At 71.4% G+C, this 20,174-nt stretch carries 15 protein-coding genes; 11 read left to right on the forward strand and 4 right to left on the reverse strand.

The genetic code is table 11. The features are described 5' to 3' along the window. Nucleotides 1–69 precede the first annotated feature (69 nt). Complete coding sequence (gene mnmA / locus OG766_RS25095) at nucleotides 70–1,197, forward strand: tRNA 2-thiouridine(34) synthase MnmA (protein ID WP_266383573.1); 1,128 nt, start codon at nucleotides 70–72, stop codon at nucleotides 1,195–1,197. A gap of 18 nt (nucleotides 1,198–1,215) precedes the next feature. Here the strand turns inward: mnmA and OG766_RS25100 are convergent, their stop codons facing one another. After that, nucleotides 1,216–2,061: an alpha/beta fold hydrolase gene (locus OG766_RS25100; protein ID WP_423247095.1), complete on the reverse strand. Its 846-nt coding sequence runs from the start codon at nucleotides 2,059–2,061 to the stop codon at nucleotides 1,216–1,218. Between the two features lie 110 nt (nucleotides 2,062–2,171). Here OG766_RS25100 and OG766_RS25105 point away from each other — a divergent pair, with 110 nt between their 5' ends. The 5 genes from OG766_RS25105 to OG766_RS25125 all read left to right on the forward strand — a co-directional run bounded on the left by OG766_RS25105 (nucleotide 2,172) and on the right by OG766_RS25125 (nucleotide 9,005). Further along, nucleotides 2,172–2,711, forward strand: coding sequence for a TIGR00730 family Rossman fold protein (locus OG766_RS25105; RefSeq protein ID WP_266383576.1), 540 nt, complete (start codon nucleotides 2,172–2,174; stop codon nucleotides 2,709–2,711). 16 nt (nucleotides 2,712–2,727) lie between these two features. Beyond that, the gene (locus OG766_RS25110; protein ID WP_266383579.1) at nucleotides 2,728–3,417 is read left to right on the forward strand and encodes an SDR family oxidoreductase; all 690 of its coding nucleotides are present in this window, start codon (nucleotides 2,728–2,730) and stop codon (nucleotides 3,415–3,417) included. Then, the gene (locus OG766_RS25115; RefSeq protein ID WP_266383582.1) at nucleotides 3,414–4,412 is read left to right on the forward strand and encodes a methionine synthase; all 999 of its coding nucleotides are present in this window, start codon (nucleotides 3,414–3,416) and stop codon (nucleotides 4,410–4,412) included. The genes OG766_RS25110 and OG766_RS25115 overlap by 4 nt, the downstream gene beginning before the upstream one ends. A gap of 35 nt (nucleotides 4,413–4,447) precedes the next feature. Continuing rightward, a complete protein-coding gene (gene ligA / locus OG766_RS25120) occupies nucleotides 4,448–6,631 on the forward strand; it encodes an NAD-dependent DNA ligase LigA (protein ID WP_266383585.1) in 2,184 nt (727 codons plus the stop codon). Between the two features lie 241 nt (nucleotides 6,632–6,872). Beyond that, on the forward strand, nucleotides 6,873–9,005 hold the full coding sequence (locus tag OG766_RS25125; protein WP_266383588.1) for a putative bifunctional diguanylate cyclase/phosphodiesterase: 2,133 nt from the start codon (nucleotides 6,873–6,875) through the stop codon (nucleotides 9,003–9,005). A 109-nt stretch (nucleotides 9,006–9,114) separates the two neighbouring features. Here OG766_RS25125 and OG766_RS25130 read toward each other — a convergent pair whose 3' ends face one another. Then, nucleotides 9,115–11,091, reverse strand: a complete 1,977-nt coding sequence (locus OG766_RS25130; protein ID WP_328726255.1) for a phosphocholine-specific phospholipase C — start codon at nucleotides 11,089–11,091, stop codon at nucleotides 9,115–9,117. Between the two features lie 50 nt (nucleotides 11,092–11,141). Further along, nucleotides 11,142–12,572, reverse strand: a complete 1,431-nt coding sequence (locus OG766_RS25135) for an endonuclease/exonuclease/phosphatase family protein (protein WP_328726256.1) — start codon at nucleotides 12,570–12,572, stop codon at nucleotides 11,142–11,144. Between the two features lie 336 nt (nucleotides 12,573–12,908). Here OG766_RS25135 and gatC point away from each other — a divergent pair, with 336 nt between their 5' ends. From gatC to gatB, 4 genes are read left to right on the forward strand one after another with little or no spacing between them, the layout of a single operon-like run. Next, nucleotides 12,909–13,205: an Asp-tRNA(Asn)/Glu-tRNA(Gln) amidotransferase subunit GatC gene (gatC, locus tag OG766_RS25140; RefSeq protein WP_015036350.1), complete on the forward strand. Its 297-nt coding sequence runs from the start codon at nucleotides 12,909–12,911 to the stop codon at nucleotides 13,203–13,205. Between the two features lie 6 nt (nucleotides 13,206–13,211). Beyond that, nucleotides 13,212–14,711, forward strand: coding sequence for an Asp-tRNA(Asn)/Glu-tRNA(Gln) amidotransferase subunit GatA (gene gatA / locus OG766_RS25145; protein WP_266383596.1), 1,500 nt, complete (start codon nucleotides 13,212–13,214; stop codon nucleotides 14,709–14,711). Further along, nucleotides 14,708–14,947 (forward strand): hypothetical protein, encoded by a 240-nt coding sequence (locus OG766_RS25150; RefSeq protein ID WP_266383598.1) that lies wholly within the window; start codon nucleotides 14,708–14,710, stop codon nucleotides 14,945–14,947. Before gatA ends, OG766_RS25150 begins: the two co-directional genes overlap by 4 nt. Before the next feature lie 16 nt (nucleotides 14,948–14,963). Next, nucleotides 14,964–16,478, forward strand: coding sequence for an Asp-tRNA(Asn)/Glu-tRNA(Gln) amidotransferase subunit GatB (gatB, locus tag OG766_RS25155; protein WP_266383601.1), 1,515 nt, complete (start codon nucleotides 14,964–14,966; stop codon nucleotides 16,476–16,478). A gap of 323 nt (nucleotides 16,479–16,801) precedes the next feature. Here the strand turns inward: gatB and OG766_RS25160 are convergent, their stop codons facing one another. Beyond that, on the reverse strand, nucleotides 16,802–17,710 hold the full coding sequence (locus OG766_RS25160; protein WP_266383603.1) for a hypothetical protein: 909 nt from the start codon (nucleotides 17,708–17,710) through the stop codon (nucleotides 16,802–16,804). A gap of 190 nt (nucleotides 17,711–17,900) precedes the next feature. Between OG766_RS25160 and OG766_RS25165 the strand changes: the two genes are divergently transcribed. Next, nucleotides 17,901–20,045 carry a phosphocholine-specific phospholipase C gene (locus OG766_RS25165; protein WP_328726257.1) on the forward strand — a complete coding sequence of 715 codons (2,145 nt, stop codon included), beginning with the start codon at nucleotides 17,901–17,903 and terminating at the stop codon, nucleotides 20,043–20,045. Nucleotides 20,046–20,174 lie beyond the last annotated feature (129 nt).

Raw genomic sequence — 20,174 nt, forward strand, 5'->3', positions numbered from 1 at the left:
CTCCCGATCACTTCCCGAACGTTTACTCGTGAGCTTTCGGTTCCCGCCGCCCCGTACTCTGGTAGGGCTATGACTGAGACTCGCCAGCGCCCCCTCCGTGTCCTCGCCGCCATGTCCGGCGGGGTGGACTCCGCCGTCGCCGCCGCCCGTGCCGCAGAAGCGGGCCATGACGTGACCGGGGTGCACCTGGCGCTCTCAGCGAACCCGCAGTCGTTCCGTACCGGCGCGCGCGGCTGCTGCACCATCGAGGACTCGCGCGACGCACGCCGCGCGGCGGATGTCATCGGCATCCCGTTCTACGTCTGGGACCTCGCCGAGCGGTTCCGCGAGGACGTGGTCGAGGACTTCGTCGCGGAGTACGAGGCGGGCCGCACCCCGAACCCGTGCCTGCGCTGCAACGAGAAGATCAAGTTCGCCGCGCTCCTGGACAAGGCGCTGGCGCTGGGCTTCGACGCGGTGTGCACCGGTCACTACGCGACCGTGGTGCTCCGCGAGGACGGCACCCGCGAGCTGCACCGGGCGAGCGACATGGCCAAGGACCAGTCGTACGTGCTCGGCGTGCTCGACGAGAAGCAGCTCGCCCACGCCATGTTCCCGCTGGGGGACACCCTGACCACCAAGGACGAGATCCGCGCGGAGGCCGAGCGGCGCGGTCTCGCCGTGGCGAAGAAGCCCGACAGCCACGACATCTGCTTCATCGCCGACGGCGACACCCAAGGGTTCCTGGCCAAGCGCCTCGGCAAGGCCGAGGGCGACATCGTCGACGAGTCCGGTGCGAAGGTGGGCACCCACGAAGGCGCGTTCGGCTTCACCATCGGTCAGCGCAAGGGCCTGCGCATCGGCCACCCGGCCCCCGACGGCAAGCCGCGCTACGTCCTGGACATCTCGCCCGTCGACAACACCGTGACCGTGGGACCGGCCGAGTCCCTGGAGGTCACCGCCCTCACCGCGATCAAGCCCCGCTGGTGCGGAACGGCACCCTCCGGCCCCGGCACGTACACGGCGCAGCTCCGTGCCCACGGCGGTGAGACCGAGGTCTCCGCCGAACTGGTCGACGACGAGCTGCTGGTGACCTTCACCGAGCCCGTCCGCGGCGTGGCACCCGGCCAGGCGATCGTGCTGTACGACGACACACGCGTCGTCGGCTCGGCGACGATCGCGACGACGACCCGGCGACGGCACGCGGTCACGGCCTGAGCCGCGCGCGGACCTCGTTCAGGCCGCGCCCGCGAAGAATCCCTCCAGCACCGGCGCCAGCACATGCGGTGCCACCTCATGGGTCTGGCCCGTCAGGGTGCGGTGGCGGCCGCGGGGGAGTGCTTCGGAGACCGCGCGGACCGTCTCCCGCTGCCATGAGGGACTCGCACCGCCGTCCACGACCATCACCCGTGCGGTGACCTCGCGGAGCCGCTCGGCGGGTACCCGCGCGTCGCCCAGCACCGCGTGGTCGTACACCAGGGTGTGCGCGAGCGCCTCGAGCTCCGCCCACAGGGGGGAGCGCCGCAGCCCGCCGAGCACACCGGGCGCCAGCACGTCCGTCAGGAACAGCTCCAGCGCGTCACCCCGCCGGTCGCGGGCGAGCAGGTCCTCCAGCCGGGACCGATGGGCCGCGGTCGCCTCCCGGCCGGCCGGGTCGGTGACGAACGGCGGCTCGTAGACGGACAGCTGGACCATGGGCAGCCCGGCGGCCGCCGCCTCCAGGGCCAGCGCCCCGCCCGAGGAGGTCCCATGGACGGACGCGCTCCCGCCCGCCTCCTCGACGATCGCGGCGAGATCCTCGACCTCCCGCTCCACGGCGTACGGGGCCGTGTCGCCGCTGCCGCCACGCCCCCGCCGGTCGTAGCTGATCACACGGAACCGGTGAGCGAGCAGCGAGGCGAGCGGCGCCTCGTCGGCGGCGGTGGCGAGCGCGCCGCTCACCAGGACGAGGGGTGGCCCGTCGCCCCGGCGCTCGTACGCGATGGCGGTGCCGTCCTGCGACTTCACCGTGCCGCGGGTCCTGCTCGACGTCGAGTTCGGCTTCTCCATGCACGGCAGACCGGCGGCGCGCCGCGAACTCATCGGCGCCGGAGGGACTTTCCCGGAATCCGCAGGGCGCGCAGGGCGCCGGAGCGGGCACCGGGCCGGCCGCCGCGGGACCGGATGTCGGTGGCGGCCCGTACCGTGGCGGCATGAACATCTGCGTCTTCCTCTCCGCCGCCGACCTCGACGAGCGCTACACGCGCCCCGCCCGCGAATTCGCCGAGCTGCTCGGCAAGGGCGGCCACACCCTGGTCTGGGGCGGCTCCGACGTCGGTCTGATGAAGGTCGTGGCCGACGGTGTGCAGGAGACGGGCGGGCGCCTGGTGGGAGTCTCGGTGGAGTTCCTGCAGGACGCGGCCAGGCCCGTCGCCGACGAGATGGTGGTCGCGCGCGACCTCGCCGAGCGCAAGACGCTGCTGCTGGACAGGGCCGACGCGGTCGTCATCATGGTCGGGGGCACGGGCACGCTGGACGAGGCCACGGAGATCCTGGAGCTGAAGAAGCACGGCAAGACCACCAAGCCCGTGGTGCTGCTCAACACGGCGGGGTTCTACGACGGGCTGAAGCAGCAGTTCCGCCGTATGGAGGACGAGGGCTTCCTTCCCGTCCCTCTCACCGACCTGGTCTTCTTCGCCGAGGAGCCGGTGGGCGCGCTGGCCTACCTCGAGGAGAGTGCCGGGGTTCTGTGATGCGAGCATGGCCGGTATGGCTACCCATCTGATCACCGGGGCGGGCTCCGGCATCGGCGCGGTCGTCGCCCGCCGGCTGCATGAGCGCGGCGACGACCTCGTCCTGCTGGCCCGCGACGCCGGGCGCGCCAAGGAGCTGGCCCAGGCCCATCCCGGCGCCCGCACCCTCGTCGGCGACCTCGGCACGCCCGACCGGCTCTCCTGGGCCTTCTCCCACCAGACCCTGCCCGAGCGCCTGGACTCGCTGCTGCACATCGCGGGCATCGTGGACCTGGGCCGCATCGGCGACCTCACGCCGAAGACCTGGCAGGCCCAGCTCAACGTGAACCTGGTGAGCCCGGCCGAGCTGACCCGGCTGCTGCTGCCCCAACTCCGGGTCTCCCAGGGCACGGTGATCTTCGTCAACTCCGGCGCGGGTCTCAACGCCCACGCCGAATGGGGTGCCTACGCCGCCTCGAAGCACGGCCTCAAGGCACTCGCCGACTCGCTGCGCCAGGAGGAGAGGGCGAACGGCGTCCGGGTCACCTCCGTCTATCCCGGCCGCACCGCCAGCCCCATGCAGGCCAAGGTGCACCAGCAGGAGGGCAAGGAGTACGACGCGTCGAAGTGGATCGACCCCGAGTCGGTCGCGACGACGATCCTCATGGCCCTTGACCTCCCGCGCGATGCCGAGGTCAACGATCTGACGGTCCGGCCGGGCCGGTGAGCGACATCGTGTGGGGCCCCGCGACCGGGGTCGGTTCCATGCCGGGCGGGGACGCCCGCGAGGCTGCCAAGGCCGTCACCGGTACCTTCGAGGACTTCCCGTATCTGCCCGAGCTGCCCGCCCGCGGCCCCGGCGCCGACATGATCGGGCGCGGTCTCGGCATGCTCGTCGAGATGTACGCGCACGTCGAGCCGAGCGGCTGGCGCATCAGCGACCGGCCGGGCCGCGACACCCGCCGGGCGCGTTCGTGGCTCGGGGAGGACCTGGACGCGCTGGAGGAGTTCACCCAGGGGTACGAGGGCCCGCTCAAGGTCCAGGCCGTGGGGCCGTGGACGCTCGCGGCCGCCCTGGAGCTCAGGAACGGCGAGGCGGCGCTGTCCGACCCGGGCGCCTGCCGCGACCTGACGGCCTCGCTCGCCGAAGGACTCCGTGTGCACCTCGCGGAGCTCCGGCGGCGCGTCCCCGGTGCCCGCCCGGTGCTGCAGCTCGACGAGCCGTCCCTGACGGCCGTGCTGCGCGGCCACGTGAGGTCCGCCAGCGGCTACCGGACGCATCGCGCCGTGGACCGGCAGATCGTCGAGAGCGCGCTGCGGGACGTGACGGGTGCCGTCGGCGACGGGCAGGTGATCGTCCACTCCTGCGCGCCCGATGTCCCGTTCGCACTGCTGCGCAGAGCCGGAGCAGCGGGCGTCTCGTTCGATTTCGGGCTGCTCACCGAGCGTGATGAGGAGGCGATCGGCGAGGCGGTGGAGGGCGGTACGAAGCTCTTCGCGGGAGTCGTGGCGTCCACCGACGGTCCATTGTCAGACCCTGCCGGTAGCGTCATGGGTGTCAGGACGTTGTGGCGCAGGCTGGGGCTGAATCCGGGGACTCTCGCGGGTTCCGTGGTGGTCACCCCTTCGTGCGGGCTGGCGGGTGCTTCGCCCGCGTATGCGCGCGCGGCTCTCGCGCACTGCGTCCGGGCGGCGCGATCGCTCGCGGACAACCCTGAGTAATGGGCTGAGGGCTGAGGTAACGGGAGGACGAAACGGTGGCTGTCGAACAGCAGGGGCCGGTGCCGGCGCAGGCACGGGAGAAGCATGCCCAGCTGGCCGAGCAGGTCGAGGAGCACCGCTTCCGGTACTACGTGAAGGACCAGCCGGTCATCAGCGACGCGGAGTTCGACACACTGCTGCGGTCGCTGGAGGCGCTGGAGGAGGACTATCCGGAGCTGCGCACGCCCGACTCGCCGACCCAGAAGGTCGCGGGGCCGTACGAGACGGAGTTCACCGCGGTCGAGCACCGCGAGCGGATGCTCTCGCTCGACAACGCCTTCGACGAGGCGGAGCTCGTGGGCTGGGCGGACCGTGTCGCCAAGGAGGTCGGCACGTCGGAGTACCACTTCCTGTGCGAGCTGAAGGTGGATGGCCTCGCGGTCAATCTGACGTACGAGAAGGGCAGGCTGACCCGTGCCGCGACCCGTGGCGACGGACGCACCGGAGAGGACATCACCCCCAACGTCCGCACGATCTCGGACATCCCGGAGCGGCTGACGGGTGACCGTGTCCCGGATCTCGTCGAGATCCGCGGCGAGGTCTACTTCCCGATGGAGGCCTTCCAGGAGCTGAACGCCCGGCGCGTGGCCGCGGGCGAGCAGCCCTACGCCAATCCCCGCAACTCCGCGGCGGGTTCGCTGCGCCAGAAGGACCCCAAGGTCACCGCCACCCTTCCGCTGCACATGGTGGTGCACGGCATCGGTGCGCGCGTCGGCCTGGAGCTCCGCCGCCTCTCCGAGGCGTACGAGCTGCTCCACGAGTGGGGCCTGCCCACCGCCAGGCACAACAAGGTGGTGGACTCGCTCGACGAGGTCCGCGAGTTCATCGCGTACTTCGGCGAGAACCGCCACTCCGTGGAGCACGAGATCGACGGCGTCGTCGTCAAGCTCGACGAGATCCCGCTCCAGGGCCGGCTCGGCTCGACGTCGCGGGCGCCCCGCTGGGCGATCGCCTGGAAGTACCCGCCGGAAGAGGTCAACACCAAGCTGATCAACATCCGTGTGGGCGTGGGCCGTACGGGCCGGGTCACTCCGTACGCGCAGGTGGAGCCGGTCACGGTCGCGGGTTCCGAGGTCGAGTTCGCCACGCTCCACAACCAGGACGTGGTCAAGCTCAAGGGCGTCCTCATCGGCGACACGGTCGTGCTCCGCAAGGCGGGCGACGTCATCCCGGAGATCCTCGGGCCCGTCGTCGACCTGCGGGACGGCACCGAGCGGGAGTTCGTGATGCCGGCCGAGTGCCCCGAGTGCGGTACGGCGCTGCGGCCGATGAAGGAGGGCGACGTCGACCTCCGGTGCCCCAACGCCCGGGCCTGCCCGGCCCAGTTGCGTGAGCGCGTCTACTACCTGGCGGGGCGCAAGAGCCTGGACATCGAGGCGTTCGGGTACGTGGCGGCCGCGGCGCTGACCAAGCCGCTCGAGCCGGCCGAGCCGCCGTTGACCGACGAGGGCGATCTGTTCGATCTGACGGTCGAGCAACTGCTGCCCATCAAGGCCTATGTGCTGGACCAGGACAGCGGACTGCCCAAGCGTGACCCGAAGACCGGCGAGGAGAAGGTCGTCACGGTCTTCGCCAACCAGCAGGGCGAGCCGAAGAAGAACACGCTGACGATGCTGGAGAACATCGCGGCGGCCAGGCAGCGCCCGCTCGCCCGCATCATCACCGGCCTGTCCATCCGCCATGTCGGACCTGTCGCCGCCGAGGCCCTGGCCCGTGAGTTCCGCTCCATCGACAGGATCGAGCAGGCCACGGAGGAGGAGCTGGCGGCCGTCGAGGGCGTGGGCCCGACCATCGCCGCCTCCCTCAAGCAGTGGTTCGAGGAGGACTGGCACCGCGAGATCCTGCGCAAGTGGCGGGCCGCCGGTGTCCGGATGGAGGAGGAGAGCACCGGCGAGGACGAGGGTCCCCGTCCGCTGGAGGGCCTCACCGTCGTCGTGACGGGAACGCTTCAGGACTTCACGCGGGATGGCGCAAAAGAAGCGCTCCAGAGCCGTGGAGCGAAAGTGACAGGTTCCGTTTCGAAGAAGACCGCCTTCGTTGTGGTGGGTGACAACCCCGGTTCGAAGTACGACAAGGCCATGCAGCTGAAAGTCCCCGTGCTGGACGAGCAAGGGTTCGCTGTCCTGCTTGAACAGGGGCCGGAGGCCGCTCGTGACGCCGCGGTTCCGGTCGCCGAGTAGGACGGATGTGCGGGCCGAACTCCCGGCGGGGTTCACCCGTTCGGCGCATATCAGATGGATAAGGGTGGCCGGGCCGCATTCGGGCAAGAGCTGTAGAGCGCTGCCCGTCAGGGGCTTCCGCGGCCTACTGTTGAGATGTGCGCCTGTCGTGCATGGCTGCGTGGTGGGATTCCGGCCGTGGTCGCATGACAACGGGGGCCATCGCGTGGCATCGGCACCGCCGGCTGTGAGAGGGACGGGAATGAAACCGACCGAGAGCGCCGCCCCGGTCTCACGGCCGCGTGGTTTCGCGGGACTCGCGTTCGTCGCGGGCATCGCCTCCACGCTGCCCTACCTCATCATGGGACTCGCCGCCGTCGCCCTGGCGGCCGGTCTGTTCAGCTCTCTGCGGGACGGGCACGCGCTCTTCCCCGGCGGCACCGAGGGCTGGTCCCTCGCCGTCCTCACCGGCGTCATCGTCGGTCATCTGGTCGCCCTCGGGCGCGACCGCTGGTGGGGCGGTACCGGTTCCGGTGCCGCCCTCACCCTCGCCGTGCTGATGCTGTACGGCTGGGTGCCCGCGGGCATGGTCAGCCTCGCCGTCGTGGTGCTGGCCGGAGTCGCCCGGCGGCACCGCCGGCAACAGGGCGTACTGCACGGCGCCGCCGACGTCCTGGGCCTCGGCGCGGCCGCCCTCGTCCTGACCGCGTTCGGCGAGACGCCGACGGTCGAACAGCCGTGGCAGCCACTGCAGTGGGGCCCGGGCGCGGTCCTCGAAGTGGTCCTCGCCGCGGCCGCGTATCTCGCCGTCACCCGCCTGCTGCTCTGGTACGCCCTGGCACCGCAGGCCGCCGGCCTGCCCACCGTCGCCAGGACGGCCCTGCTCCGGCAGGGGCTCGTCGCCGTCGCCCTGCTCGGCATCACCCCGCTGATCTGCGTGGTCGCGACGGCCATGCCCATCCTGCTGCCGCTCTTCGCCGTGCCGCTGATCGCCCTCGACTCCACACTCTGGATCGCCCGCGCCCGGGCCGAGGAGCAGCTGCGCGACCCGCTCACCGGACTGCCCAACCGCCAGTGGCTGCTGGAGCGCACCTGGGCGGCACTGGAGGAGGCCGAGGGCGTCGGCGCCCGCTCGGCCCTCGTCCTGATCGATCTCGACCGCTTCCGCTCGGTCAATGACACGCTCGGCCATCTCGCGGGCGACCGGCTCCTCCTTCAGATAGCCGAACGGCTGAAGCTGGCACTGCCGCGCGGGGCCGAGGCGGCCAGGCTCGGCGGCGACGAGTTCGCCGTGCTCCTGCCCGTGGCCGACTCCACCACCAGCGCCCAGCGGGTCGCCCGCCATCTGGTCGGCCAGCTGTCCTCGCCGCTCGACCTCGACGGACTCACGCTGGTGCTGGAGGCCAGCGCGGGCCTCGCCGTCTTCCCGGACCATGCGCTGGACGCCGAAGGACTGCTCAGACGCGCCGATGTGGCGATGTACCAGGCCAAGCGTGACCGTACGGGCGTCGAGGTGTACGAATCCAAGCGGGATTCGAACACCCCGGACCGGCTCGGACTGCTCGGCGATCTGCGCCGGGCGCTGGACGCGGGCGAGGTCGAGCTCCACTACCAGCCCAAGGTCGGCTTCGACGGCCATGTCGCGGGACTGGAGGCGTTGGTGCGCTGGGTGCACCCGGACCGGGGCCGGGTCCCGCCCGACGAGTTCATCGCGATAGCCGAGTCCTCCGGACTGATGCCCCATCTGACGGAGTACGTCCTGGAGACCGCGCTCGGCCAGGTCGCCAAGTGGCGCGCCCAGGGGCTCGAAGTGCCCGTCGCGGTCAATGTGTCACCGCGCGACGTCCACACCCCGGGTTTCGCGGGCGCCGTCGCGGCCCGGCTCGCCCGGCACGGCGTCCCGGCCGGCGCGTTGCAGCTGGAGATCACCGAGCATGTGCTGCTGGAGGACCCGCAGCGGGCCGCCGACACCCTCGCCGCACTCACCGGCCACGGTGTGAAGATGTCGCTCGACGACTTCGGCACGGGCTACTCGTCGCTGGTCCATCTGCGCCGGCTGCCCGTGAGCGAGCTGAAGATCGACCGTTCGTTCGTCGCCCGGCTCGCGATCGACACCGAGGACGCCGAGATCGTCCGCTGCACCGTCGACCTCGCCCACTCGCTCGGACTGCTCGTGGTCGCCGAGGGCGTCGAGGACGACGAGACCTGGGAGCGACTGCGCGACCTGGGCTGTGACGCGGTACAGGGCTGGCTGGTGGCGGCCGCGATGCCGCCCCAGGAGACCACGGCATGGCTGCGGGCCCGCGGCGAACACGGCTGGCGCCGCCCCGTCGCAGAGCTCCCGGCCGTCCCGCCGACCGAGGCGGAGCACCCCTCGGGCCACGTCGTGAACTAGGCCACGCGGAAAGCCCACGCGGAAAGCCCCCGCGGAAAGCCCACGGGGAAAGCCCCCGGGGGAGAATGCCCCCCGGGGGATCAGGGGCCCGCAGCAGACGGCGGTGAGGCTACGCCGTGGCGTGCACCGTGCCCGCGTAACGGCGGACGAAGCGGGACCCGTTCGCCGCCGTCACCTCCAGGTCGTAGCGGCCCTCGCGGATCTCCCAGGTCAGCGAGGAGCGGTCGCCCGGCCCCACCCACACCGTGCGGGCGGCCCTCGCGTCGCCGTCCGGGGTGACCGTGAAGGACACCTCCGTCTCGCCCGCGTTGGCGAACCTCAGCTCCACCGTCGCCCGCTCGGGACGGCGGCCGTGCAGTGAGGCCGTCACCGACGGCACCGGCGCGGCGGCCTCGCGTCCGGAGCGCACGACCGTGCCGGAGAAGCGGCGCACGAAGCCGTCCGCGCCCATCACCGTGAAGTCGTACCGCCCGTCGGTCTCCGAGGCGTCCCACGTGTACGTCCGCGACGTGCCCGGTGCCACGGTGAACGGGGTGCCCGTGAACGGCTTGAGCGTGTTCGGCAGCACGGTGAAGTGGAAGGTCTCCGTCCCCTGGTTGGCGAGGGTGCAGACGACCTTGCCCGTCTCCCGGTCCACCGCCACCTCGGCCCACGGCCGGTACGGCAGCGGCCGGTGCGGCCGGGAGCCCGGCTCCTGGGTGGGCATCGACTGGCCGCCGCTCGGCGGCAGCTTCACCGCCGGCAGCGCATGGGCCGCGTCCGCCTTCGCCATCAGCTCGTTCGTGTCCGGCAGCGCCGGTATCGAGTAGTCCGGCCTGCTGAAGTCGAAGCAGCTGGTCAGGTCGCCGCAGACGGCCCGCCGCCAGTCCGAGATGTTCGGCTCGCGCACCCCCGTCACCACCTCGAGGAACCGCAGCACCGACGTGTGGTCGAACACCTGCGAGTTGACCCAGCCGCCGCGCGACCAGGGGGAGATCGCCCACAACGGCACCCGGTTGCCGAGGCCGATCGGCCGTCCCTCGGCGAACTCCTCCGGAGTTCCCGCTTCCGGGAACGGGGGCAGGACATGGTCGAAGTAGCCGTCGTTCTCGTCGTACATCAGCAGGAACACGGTGTGCTTCCACACGTCCGGGTTCGAGAACAGCGACTGCAGCGCCGTGTCGACCCAGTGCGCGCCGTAGTTCGGGCCCGCCTCCGGGTGCTCGCAGAACAGATACGGCGCCACCAGCCAGGAGACCGTCGGCAGGGTGCCGTCCTTGCAGTGTGCGTCGAAGGCCGTCAGATCGAACTTGGTCATCGCGTTGATGTACCGCGGGTCGTCCTTCGGGAACGCGTGGAACTGCCCGAAGTACGACAGCCCGTTGTCGTCGTAGTCGCCGTACCGCTCGTCCTTCGACGGGTTGTGGTAGACGCGCCAGCTGACGCCGGCGTCCTCCAGCCGCTCCGCGTACGTCGTCCAGTCCGCGACGGGGTTGTCCGTGACCGGGGTGTTGTCCGTCCACGGTCCGGTCGTACCGTCCTTGCCGGGGCCGCACGAACCGGACCACAGGTACAGCCGGTTGGGGTCGGTCGGCCCGGCCTGCGAGCAGAAGTAGGCGTCGCAGAGGGTGAACGCGTCGGCGAGGGCGAACTGGTAGGGGATGTCCTCGCGGGTGAAGTACCCCATGGTGCGCTCGCCCTTGGAGGCGACCCACTTGTTCATCGCACCGCCGTTGACGGCCGTGTGGCCGGTGCCCCAGTCGTGCGGGAGGCCGGAGGCGTTCTGGGCGTTGTACTTCGTCGTGTCCATGCGGTACGGCAGCATGAAGCCGTCGGCACGCCCGGGAGCCGGCTGCTTGAAGACGGAGTCGCCGCCGGGGAAGGTCAGCGCCTGGCGGTCGTCGAAGCCCCGGGCACCGCTCAGGGTGCCGAAGTAGTGGTCGAAGCTGCGGTTCTCCTGCATCAGGATCACCACGTGCTTCACGTCCTCGATGGACCCGCGCGGTCGCGGGGCGGCCGAGGCGTCCGCCTCGGGAAAGCCGACGGCGGCAACGGCGGCGGTCGCGGCGGACGCGCCGACGAAGGCGCGGCGGCTCAGCGGAGTCATGGCGTGGGTGTCCTTCGGTTCAGCGTGCGGCTGTGGTGGCATGGCCCCGCTCAGCGGAGCGAGAAGGTGACGGCGGGGGCGGCGTGGTCGGAGGGCCAGCTGTTGCCGGCGCTGTCCGGAACCGGGCGCGGCCATCCCGTGCACAGGGTGTACGCGCCCTGGACGCGCAGCGGACCGGCGTACTGGACCTGGTCGATCCGGTCCTGCGGCTCGTCGCCGCGAGCCGGCGACCAGGTGACCCCCGGCTCACGCGCGGCGTTCGGGTGCTCGTCGCGGAAGGCGTCGGTCAGCCCGGCCCTGCCGAGGGCGACCGTGACCGGCCAGCGGACCGCGCCGCGGCCCTTGCGGTCCAGATGCGAGGGGGAGGCCAGCCCGGCGGCGAGGATCACCGGCGCCGTACGGGACGCGGCGAGGTCGGACCGCATCGCCGCCAGCAGCGCGCCGGTCTGCCGGTGGCGGACGGTCCTGAGCTCGGCGGCCTCGACCTCGGCGGGCGTGTGCCCCGCCCTGAGGGCGTACGGCCCGTACGCGGCCTCGTCGAGCTGGGCGCCCCACAGTCGTACGTTCCGGCCGCCGGGCAGCCGGAGCGTCGCCGCGACGGCCGGGACGTCAGCCGTGGGCGGGGACGTGATGTCCGAGAGCGGGAAGCGGCTGATCAGGCCGACCCCGGCCGCGCTGTCACAGGCGTACCACCCCAGCGCGTCGGCCAGGGGGCGGGCGGCGGTGCCGCCGGTCTCCTGGAGCGCCACGGCGTCGAGTCCCTGCCCGAGGATCAGCCGGAGCAGCTTCTCGTGGGCGTCGGCGACGTTCCCGGCGGCGTCCCACAGGTTCAGCGAGGCGACCGTCAGCCGAGGCCGCGCCGAGACCGGCCGGACCGGCACCTGCACGGTCACCGTGTCCGTGCCGCCCGCGCTGTCCTTGACCGCGACGGTGATCCGCGCGGGGCGGGAGCGAGGTCCTGCGGACGCGATGCCGGTGACCTTGCCGTCGGAGGAGACGCCCAGCCAGGAGTTCCCGGTCAGCCGCCGGAAGGAAGGGGTGCCGGAGGCATTGCCCTCGGGGCGGATCCACAGCGGGCCGAGCGCGACGGAGACGCGGGTCCCCGGTGCGCAGGCGCCCGTCGTGAACGAGTCGACGACGCAGTGCGGGGGCGTCACGGGCGGCCGGAACGCGACGGTGAACGGCTCGGTCCTGGCGAGGATGTCGTATCCGTCCTTGGCCAGCAGATACGCGGTGTAGGTGCCCTCGCCGAGGCCCGTGGTGTCGAGCGTGGTGTCACCGGACGCGTCGGTGACGTACGACCACACCAGCGAGGAGCCGACGCCGGGCTTGCGGTCGCCGTCGTAGATCCCGATCCAGTTCTTGGCGTGGGGTGCGTCGGTGGTCCAGCGGAAGGTCAGCCGGTCACCCTCGCGGGGGCTGGTGGGTGAGAGCAGCGACAGGGCGCTGCCGCCGGAGGCGGCGTTTCTGAATGGGGACACCGGACTTGAGGTCCTCTCCGCCCGGGAGAAGACCCCGGCGCCAGAAGTTGTTCGGACAACTTGAGTCAGTGAGCCAGCCCTCGGCACACTCGACATGAACGGGACATGACCGGTGTCCGGAGAGAGTGGGAACGGGGACCTCGGACCGCGCGCCCGGACCGCGCGGGTGCCCGCCGACCGTCCGGCGGTGGGCAGGCCGGCGGCCGGCCGGTGGTGGTCCGGGCAGGGTCCCGAGGCGGGCCGTGAGTGCTCCCGCGGCAAAGGGTTTCGCGGGCACCCGGCCCTGGCCCATAGGATTGGGCCAAAACCATCACACTCACCCCTGAGGATCGCTGCATGCCTGGCATCACGCGCGAGGAGGTCGCCCACCTCGCACGGCTGGCGCGTCTGGAGCTGAAGGGCGAAGAGCTCGACCACTTCGCCGGACAGCTCGACGACATCATCGGCGCGGTCGCCCGCGTCTCCGAGGTCGCCGACCAAGACGTACCGCCGACCTCCCACCCGCTGCCGCTGACCAATGTCATGCGCGCGGACGAGGTCCGTCCGTCGCTCACCCCCGAGCAGGCGCTCTCCGGCGCCCCTGCACAGGAGCAGCAGCGTTTCAAGGTGCCGCAGATCCTGGGGGAGGACTAAACAGTCATGACGGACAGCATCATCATCAAGCTGACCGCGGCCGAGATCGCCGCGAAGATCGCTTCCGGGGAGCTCACGGCCGTCGAGGTCACCGAGGCGCACCTCGCCCGGATCGAGGCCGTGGACGAGAAGGTCCACGCCTTCCTCCACATCGACCGTGAGGGCGCGCTCGCACAGGCCCGCGCCATCGACGAGAAGCGCGAGCGCGGCGAGAAGCTCGGCCCGCTCGCCGGTGTGCCGCTGGCGCTGAAGGACATCTTCACCACCGAGGGCATCCCGACCACCGTCGGTTCCAAGATCCTCGAGGGCTGGATCCCGCCGTACGACGCCACCCTGACGCGCAAGCTGAAGGAGGCCGGCGTCGTCATCCTCGGCAAGACCAACATGGACGAGTTCGCCATGGGGTCCTCCACCGAGAACAGCGCGTACGGCCCCACCGGCAACCCCTGGGACCTGACCCGCATCCCCGGCGGCTCCGGCGGCGGTTCGTCCGCCGCCCTCGCCTCCTACCAGGCCCCGCTCGCCATCGGCACGGACACCGGCGGCTCCATCCGCCAGCCCGCCGCCGTCACCGGCACGGTCGGCGTCAAGCCGACCTACGGCGGTGTCTCCCGCTACGGCATGGTCGCCTTCTCCTCGTCCCTCGACCAGGGCGGCCCGTGTGCCCGCACGGTCCTCGACGCGGCGCTGCTGCACGAGGTCATCGCCGGCCACGACCCGCTCGACTCGACCTCCATCGACGCCCCGGTCCCGCCGGTCGTCGAGGCGGCGCGCAACGGCTCGGTCGCCGGGATGCGCGTCGGCGTCGTCAAGCAGTTCCGCGGCGAGGGCTACCAGACCGGTGTCGTCCAGCGCTTCGACGAGGCCGTCGAGCTGCTGAAGGGACTCGGCGCCGAGATCGTCGAGCTGGACTGCCCGTCCTTCGACCTCGCGCTCTCCGCGTACTACCTGATCGCGCCGTCCGAGTGCTCCTCGAACCTCGCGCGCTTCGACGCCATGCGCTACGGCCTGCGCGTCGGCGACGACGGCACGAAGTCGGCCGAGGACGTCACCTCGCTGACCCGCGAGGAGGGCTTCGGCGACGAGGTCAAGCGCCGCATCATGCTCGGCACGTACGCCCTGTCGTCCGGCTACTACGACGCGTACTACGGCAGCGCCCAGAAGGTCCGCACGCTCATCACCCGTGACTTCGAGAAGGCCTTCGAGCAGGTCGACGTGATCGTCTCCCCGACGACGCCGACCACCGCCTTCCCGATCGGCGAGCGCGCCGACGACCCGATGGCGATGTACCTCGCCGACCTGTGCACCATCCCGACCAACCTGGCCGGCAATGCGGCGATGTCGCTGCCTTGCGGCCTGGCTCCGGAGGACAACCTCCCGGTCGGTCTGCAGATCATCGCCCCCGCCATGAAGGACGACCGCCTTTACAAGGTGGGTGCCGCCGTCGAGGCCGCCTTCGTGGAAAAGTGGGGGCACCCGCTGCTGGAGGAGGCACCGTCACTGTGAGCACGTTGCAGAAGGCCAAGGGCTTCAAGAAGTCCAAGACCGGCACGTACCTGTCCATCGGCACCACCGCCTTCGGGGCGATCAGCGTCGCCAAGCAGGTCAAGAAGGCTCGCATGGAGCACGACACGCTCCGGCTGATCGACGCCGCCGTGTCCGCCGCCGCCATCATCACCGGCCTCGCGCTGCTCTACCGCGAGCTGAAGCGCCTGGGCGACGACGACGTCCTGCTCGGCTGAGAGGGAAAGTTTCACCGTGACCGTCACGACTGACCTGGTGCCGTACGAGGACGCTCTCGCGTCGTACGACCCCGTCATGGGCCTGGAGGTCCATGTCGAACTCGGTACCAGGACCAAGATGTTCTGCGGCTGCTCGACCGAGCTGGGCGCCGAGCCCAACTCGCAGACCTGCCCCACCTGCCTCGGCCTGCCCGGCGCCCTGCCGGTGATGAACGCCGTGGGTGTCGAGTCCGCCATCAAGATCGGCCTCGCGCTGCACTGCGACATCGCCGAATGGTGCCGCTTCGCCCGGAAGAACTACTTCTATCCGGACATGCCGAAGAACTTCCAGACCTCGCAGTACGACGAGCCGATCGCCTTCAACGGCTATCTGGACGTCCAGCTGGAGGACGGAGAGATCTTCCGCGTGGACATCGAGCGCGCCCACATGGAGGAGGACACCGGCAAGTCGACCCACGTCGGCGGTGCCACCGGCCGTATCCACGGCGCGTCCCACTCCCTGCTCGACTACAACCGCGCGGGCATCCCGCTCATCGAGATCGTCACCAAGCCGATCGTCGGTGCCGGTGAGCGCGCCCCCGAGGTCGCCAAGGCGTACGTCGCCGAACTGCGTGAGCTCATCCGGGCCCTCGGTGTCTCCGAGGCACGCATGGAGATGGGCCAGATGCGCTGCGACGTGAACCTGTCGCTGCGGCCGAACGGCACCGAGAAGTTCGGCACCCGCTCCGAGACGAAGAACGTCAACTCGCTGCGGTCGGTCGAGCGCGCGGTCCGCTTCGAGGTCATGCGCCACGCGGCGGTGCTCTCGTCGGGCGGCACGATCGTCCAGGAGACCCGTCACTTCCACGAGGAGGACGGCTCGACGACCTCCGGGCGGGTCAAGGAGGAGGCGGAGGACTACCGGTACTTCCCGGAGCCCGACCTCGTCCCCGTCGCCCCGGCCCGTGAGTGGGTCGAGGAGCTGCGCGCCGGACTGCCCGAGCTGCCGCGGGTCCGCCGGAACCGGCTCCGCGAGGAGTGGGGCGTCACCGAGCACGACATGCAGTCGATCCTCAACGCGGGCGCGGTCGATCTGATCGTGGCCACGATCGACGCGGGCGCCGACTCCGGCTCCGCGCGCAAGTGGTGGATGGGCGAACTGGCCCGCAGCGCCAACGAGTCGGGCGTCGCGCTCGACGAGCTGGCGATCACCCCGGAGCAGGTGGCCCGGGTGACCGCCCTGGTCGCCGACGGCTCGCTCAACGACAAGCTGGCCCGCCAGGTCATCGAGGGCGTCCTCGCGGGCGAGGGCGACCCGGACACCGTCGTCGAGAAGCGCGGCCTGAAGATCGTCTCCGACGAGGGTGCGCTCGGCGCGGCCGTCGACGAGGCGATCGCCGGCAACGCGGGGATCGCGGACAAGATCCGCGGCGGCAAGGTCGCGGCCGTCGGCGCGCTCGTCGGTGCGGTCATGAAGGCCACCCGCGGCCAGGCCGACGCGGCCCGCGTCAAGGAGCTGATCCTGGAGAAGCTGGGCGTGACCGAGGGCTGACGCCTCCGCACGATCGCAGGACGACCACAGGGGCGGGACACCGGAACACGGTGTCCCGCCCCTGCGCGTGCGCGTCGCCTCCGCTGCCCGGCCGAGCGACCGGCCGACCGGCCGCCTGCCGGGAGCCGTGGCGCGCCGCAGCCCGGCCTCGGCTCGGTGTCCGGGCTTGGTTCGTACGCCTGGTGGTGCGGGCCCGCCTCACCCGTGCGCCGAATCGAGGGGCGCGCGTCCGTGTGTGCCCGACGGGCGCCTCGCCAAGGCCCGATGCCCCGCCTCCGGCCGCGGGCCGATCAGCCCGGGCCGTGCCCTGTACGCCCGGCCCGTCAGTGCGTTCGTATCCCGAGGCCCGGCAGCCACAGTTCGCCGCGGTCGTTGACGCCGGCGTCGCGGGAGGCCAGTTCCTGCGGGCCGGTGGCGCCGCGGCAGCGGAGTTCGGTGACGGCCAGCCGGGCCGAGGCCGCCGCGGAGTTCTCGTAGGCCTCCGGGAACACCGACTGCCACCAGCCCCGGTCGTGGCCCTGCCAGCCGCGCTCGCGCATCTGACGCACGCGCTCCGGGCCCTGCTCCGCGTCCCGGTCGTCGATCGCGACGCCCAGCCCTTCGCCCGGACTGTAGGAGACGACCAGATCGCGCCCCGGGTCGCGGTCGGCCACGATCGTGAAGCCCGCCCAGTCACCCGGCACCTGCACGGGAAGCTGCTCCGTCCAGGCCGCGAGCATCAGCCCCAGGGCGCTCTCCAGATGCTCCCAGCCGCCCGCGAGCCGGCGCCCGGGGATGTCGCCGGGCTGCTCGCCGGGCCCGCTCCGGTACAACTGCCAGCTGTACGGCAGGAGATCGAAGTCGTGCGGCTCGTCCACCGACCAGGCACCGCCCCAGGTGAAGCAGCGGTGCTCGTCCCGCTCCAACTCCTCGGGCCGGTGCACCGAGAGCGTGACCTGGAACCGGTCCCCGGACAGCAGCACCAGCCGGGCGCCGTCACGCCAGCGGACATTGGGGCCCCAGGCCGATCCGCCGTACAACGTCGGCTCGCCGATCCTGGCCACGATCGGGCCGTACACCGCACGGAACGCCTCGCGCCGCTCCAGCCGCGTCGCCTCCGGCGGATACGCCACGATCACGACCGGCGGCCGGCCGAGGTGCTCCCGTGGCGCTCCGTGGAGCCGCTCCGCGAGCTCGGCGGCGTCGACGGGCGTGGTGACGGCGACAGCATGCGATTCCCCCGGACTGGTCATGACCCCATGGTGGCAGGCCCCGCCGACATGGCTGCCGTGTCCGGTCCGGAAGCCCGCCTTCCGGTGGCGCGATCTCGTCCGGACTCCGCGGTCACTCTTGGACGTTCATCCCGCTGACGTCCCCGGGCCTTTCCTCCGCCATCTGCTCTCACTAGCTTCCGGGCGGTAACGCGCGACTCGGGAGGATCACTTGGCCACGGACATCTCACGGCGACGGCTGTTCGCACTCGGCGGGGGCGCCCTCGGTGCCGCGGCGGCCGGGTCCCTGCTGCCTCCGTCCCTGCAGCAGGCGCTGGCCGCCGAGGCGCCCTCCGGTGGTCTGCGCGCGATTCGCCACGTGGTGATCCTCATGCAGGAGAACCGTTCTTTCGATCACTACTTCGGCACGCTCCGCGGCGTTCGCGGCTTCGGCGACCGCAACGCCGTCGAACTCCCCACGGGCAAGCCGGTCTTCGAGCAGCCCGGCCCGCTCGGCACCGTGCTGCCCTTCCCGGTCCGCGACGCCGCCGAGACGCAGGCGAAGGACCTCCAGTACATCGGCGACCTCGACCACTCCTGGGGCGGCGGGGCCAAGGCCTGGCGCGACGGCTGGATGGACGGCTGGATCTCGGCCAAGACCGCCGCGACCATGGCGTACTACGACCGCCGCGACATCCCGCTGCACTACGAGCTGGCCGACACGTTCACCATCTGCGACGCCTACCACTCCTCGATCCACACCTCGACGAGCCCCAACCGCAACCACCTGTGGAGCGGCTGGACCGGCTTCGAGGCCGACGGCAGCCGCGCCGTGACCAACGCCGCGTACGCCGAGGGCAGCCATCCCGGCTACCCGTGGCCCACCTACGCCGAGCGGCTGGAGAAGGCGGGCCGCAGCTGGAAGACGTACCAGGAGTGGGAGAACTTCACCGACAACAACATCGAGTTCTTCACCACCTTCAAGAAGATCGCGCGGAAGGCGCTCGCCAAGGCCGGCGACTTCACCTTCATGGAAGCCTTCTACGCGCGGGTCCGCGACACCTCCGACGCCGCCGAGCGGGCCCGGCTGCTCGCCGCGCTGGAGGAGGGCGTCGCCACCCTCACCGACGAGGAGCGCTCCCTCTTCGAGCGCGGGCTGCGGCGCGGCGAGACCGGCAGCCTCGCCGATCAGTTCCGCGCGGACGTGGCCGCGGGCGCGCTGCCCGAGGTGTCGTACCTGGTGCCCTCCGCGGTCGACTCCGAGCACCCCGGCTCCTCCTCGCCGATCGCCTCCGCCACCCTCGTCTACAAGGTGCTGGACGCACTCGGCTCGCACCCCGACGTGTGGCGGCACACCGTCGTCCTGATCAACTACGACGAGAACGACGGCTTCTTCGACCACGTCCCGCCGCCGGTGCCGCCCGCCGACAACACCAGCGAGCGCTGGCAGGGCAAGCCCACCGGCCTCGGCATCCGCGTCCCGCTGCTCGTCGTCTCGCCGTGGACCGTCGGCGGCTACGTCTGCTCCGAGACCTTCGACCACAGCTCGGTCGTCCGCTTCCTGGAGAAGTGGACGGACGTCGAGGAGCCCAACATCACCGCCTGGCGGCGCGGTGTCACCGGCGATCTCACCTCCGCCTTCGACTTCCGCCGAGGCCGGCCGCTGCCCGAGGTGGAGCAGCCCGGTGCGATCCCGCCGTTCACCGGCCGCTGGCGGCCGCAGCCACCGCTGGTCCAGCACATGCCCGTGCAGGAGCCGGGCGCCCGGCCCGCGCGTCCGCTGCCCTACCAGCCCGACGCCTCCGCGAAGTCCGGCGACGGCACGGTGAAGGTCGCGCTCACCAACACGGGGCGGGCGAGCGCGCACTTCGCGCTGTACCCGTACGCCGGTGAGTTCCCCGTGCCCCAGCACAAGGACGTAAGGGGCACGGCACAGTGGAGCGTGCCCCTTACCGGGGACTCGTACCGCTTCACGATCACCGGGCCGAACGGCTTCCGTCGCGAGTTCGCGGGACCGGCCACCGGGTCCGGTGCCGAGGTGACCTCGCGCATCGACCACCACGACCGCGATCTGCACCTCACGTTGCGCAACGGCGGCGACCGGACCATCACCTTCACCGTTCGCCCGCTCGGATACGTCGACGAGGAGGACCTGCGGGACTGGACCCGGCAGCTCACGGTGAAGCCCGGCCGCAGCCGCAGCGTCGTCCACTCGGCCGCCGACGCCCACGGCTGGTACGACATCGAGGTCACGGCGGACGACGGCACCGAGAACGACGCCGCTGAGAGCGCCACCGCTGCGGACCACGGCAGTGTCGCCTTCCGCAGGCGCCTGATGGGGCACATCGAGAACGGACGCCCCAGCATCTCCGGGTGACATCACCGGCCATACGTGAACCTTCAGGGCTGTGCGGAAATCGAGGAACTCCGCTCCGCATTCCGCGCAGCCCTGTGAGTATGGCCACGAACCGGGCGAACGGGTCCTAACGATCACCATCACCTGACA

Origin of the sequence: Streptomyces sp. NBC_00259 (assembly GCF_036181745.1) — a bacterium.
Classification (GTDB): Bacteria; Actinomycetota; Actinomycetes; order Streptomycetales; family Streptomycetaceae; genus Streptomyces; species Streptomyces pratisoli.

Excerpts from the sequence above, each read along its gene's own strand:
- OG766_RS25110 (WP_266383579.1), top strand. The coding sequence starts at position 2,728 with ATGGCTACCCATCTGATCACCGGGGCGGGCTCCGGCATCGGCGCGGTC.
- OG766_RS25130 (WP_328726255.1), bottom strand. The coding sequence starts at position 11,091 with ATGACTCCGCTGAGCCGCCGCGCCTTCGTCGGCGCGTCCGCCGCGACC.
- OG766_RS25160 (WP_266383603.1), bottom strand. The coding sequence starts at position 17,710 with ATGACCAGTCCGGGGGAATCGCATGCTGTCGCCGTCACCACGCCCGTC.
- gatC (WP_015036350.1), top strand. The coding sequence starts at position 12,909 with ATGCCTGGCATCACGCGCGAGGAGGTCGCCCACCTCGCACGGCTGGCG.
- OG766_RS25100 (WP_423247095.1), bottom strand. The coding sequence starts at position 2,061 with ATGAGTTCGCGGCGCGCCGCCGGTCTGCCGTGCATGGAGAAGCCGAAC.
- gatA (WP_266383596.1), top strand. The coding sequence starts at position 13,212 with ATGACGGACAGCATCATCATCAAGCTGACCGCGGCCGAGATCGCCGCG.
- OG766_RS25105 (WP_266383576.1), top strand. The coding sequence starts at position 2,172 with ATGAACATCTGCGTCTTCCTCTCCGCCGCCGACCTCGACGAGCGCTAC.
- mnmA (WP_266383573.1), top strand. The coding sequence starts at position 70 with ATGACTGAGACTCGCCAGCGCCCCCTCCGTGTCCTCGCCGCCATGTCC.
- OG766_RS25125 (WP_266383588.1), top strand. The coding sequence starts at position 6,873 with ATGAAACCGACCGAGAGCGCCGCCCCGGTCTCACGGCCGCGTGGTTTC.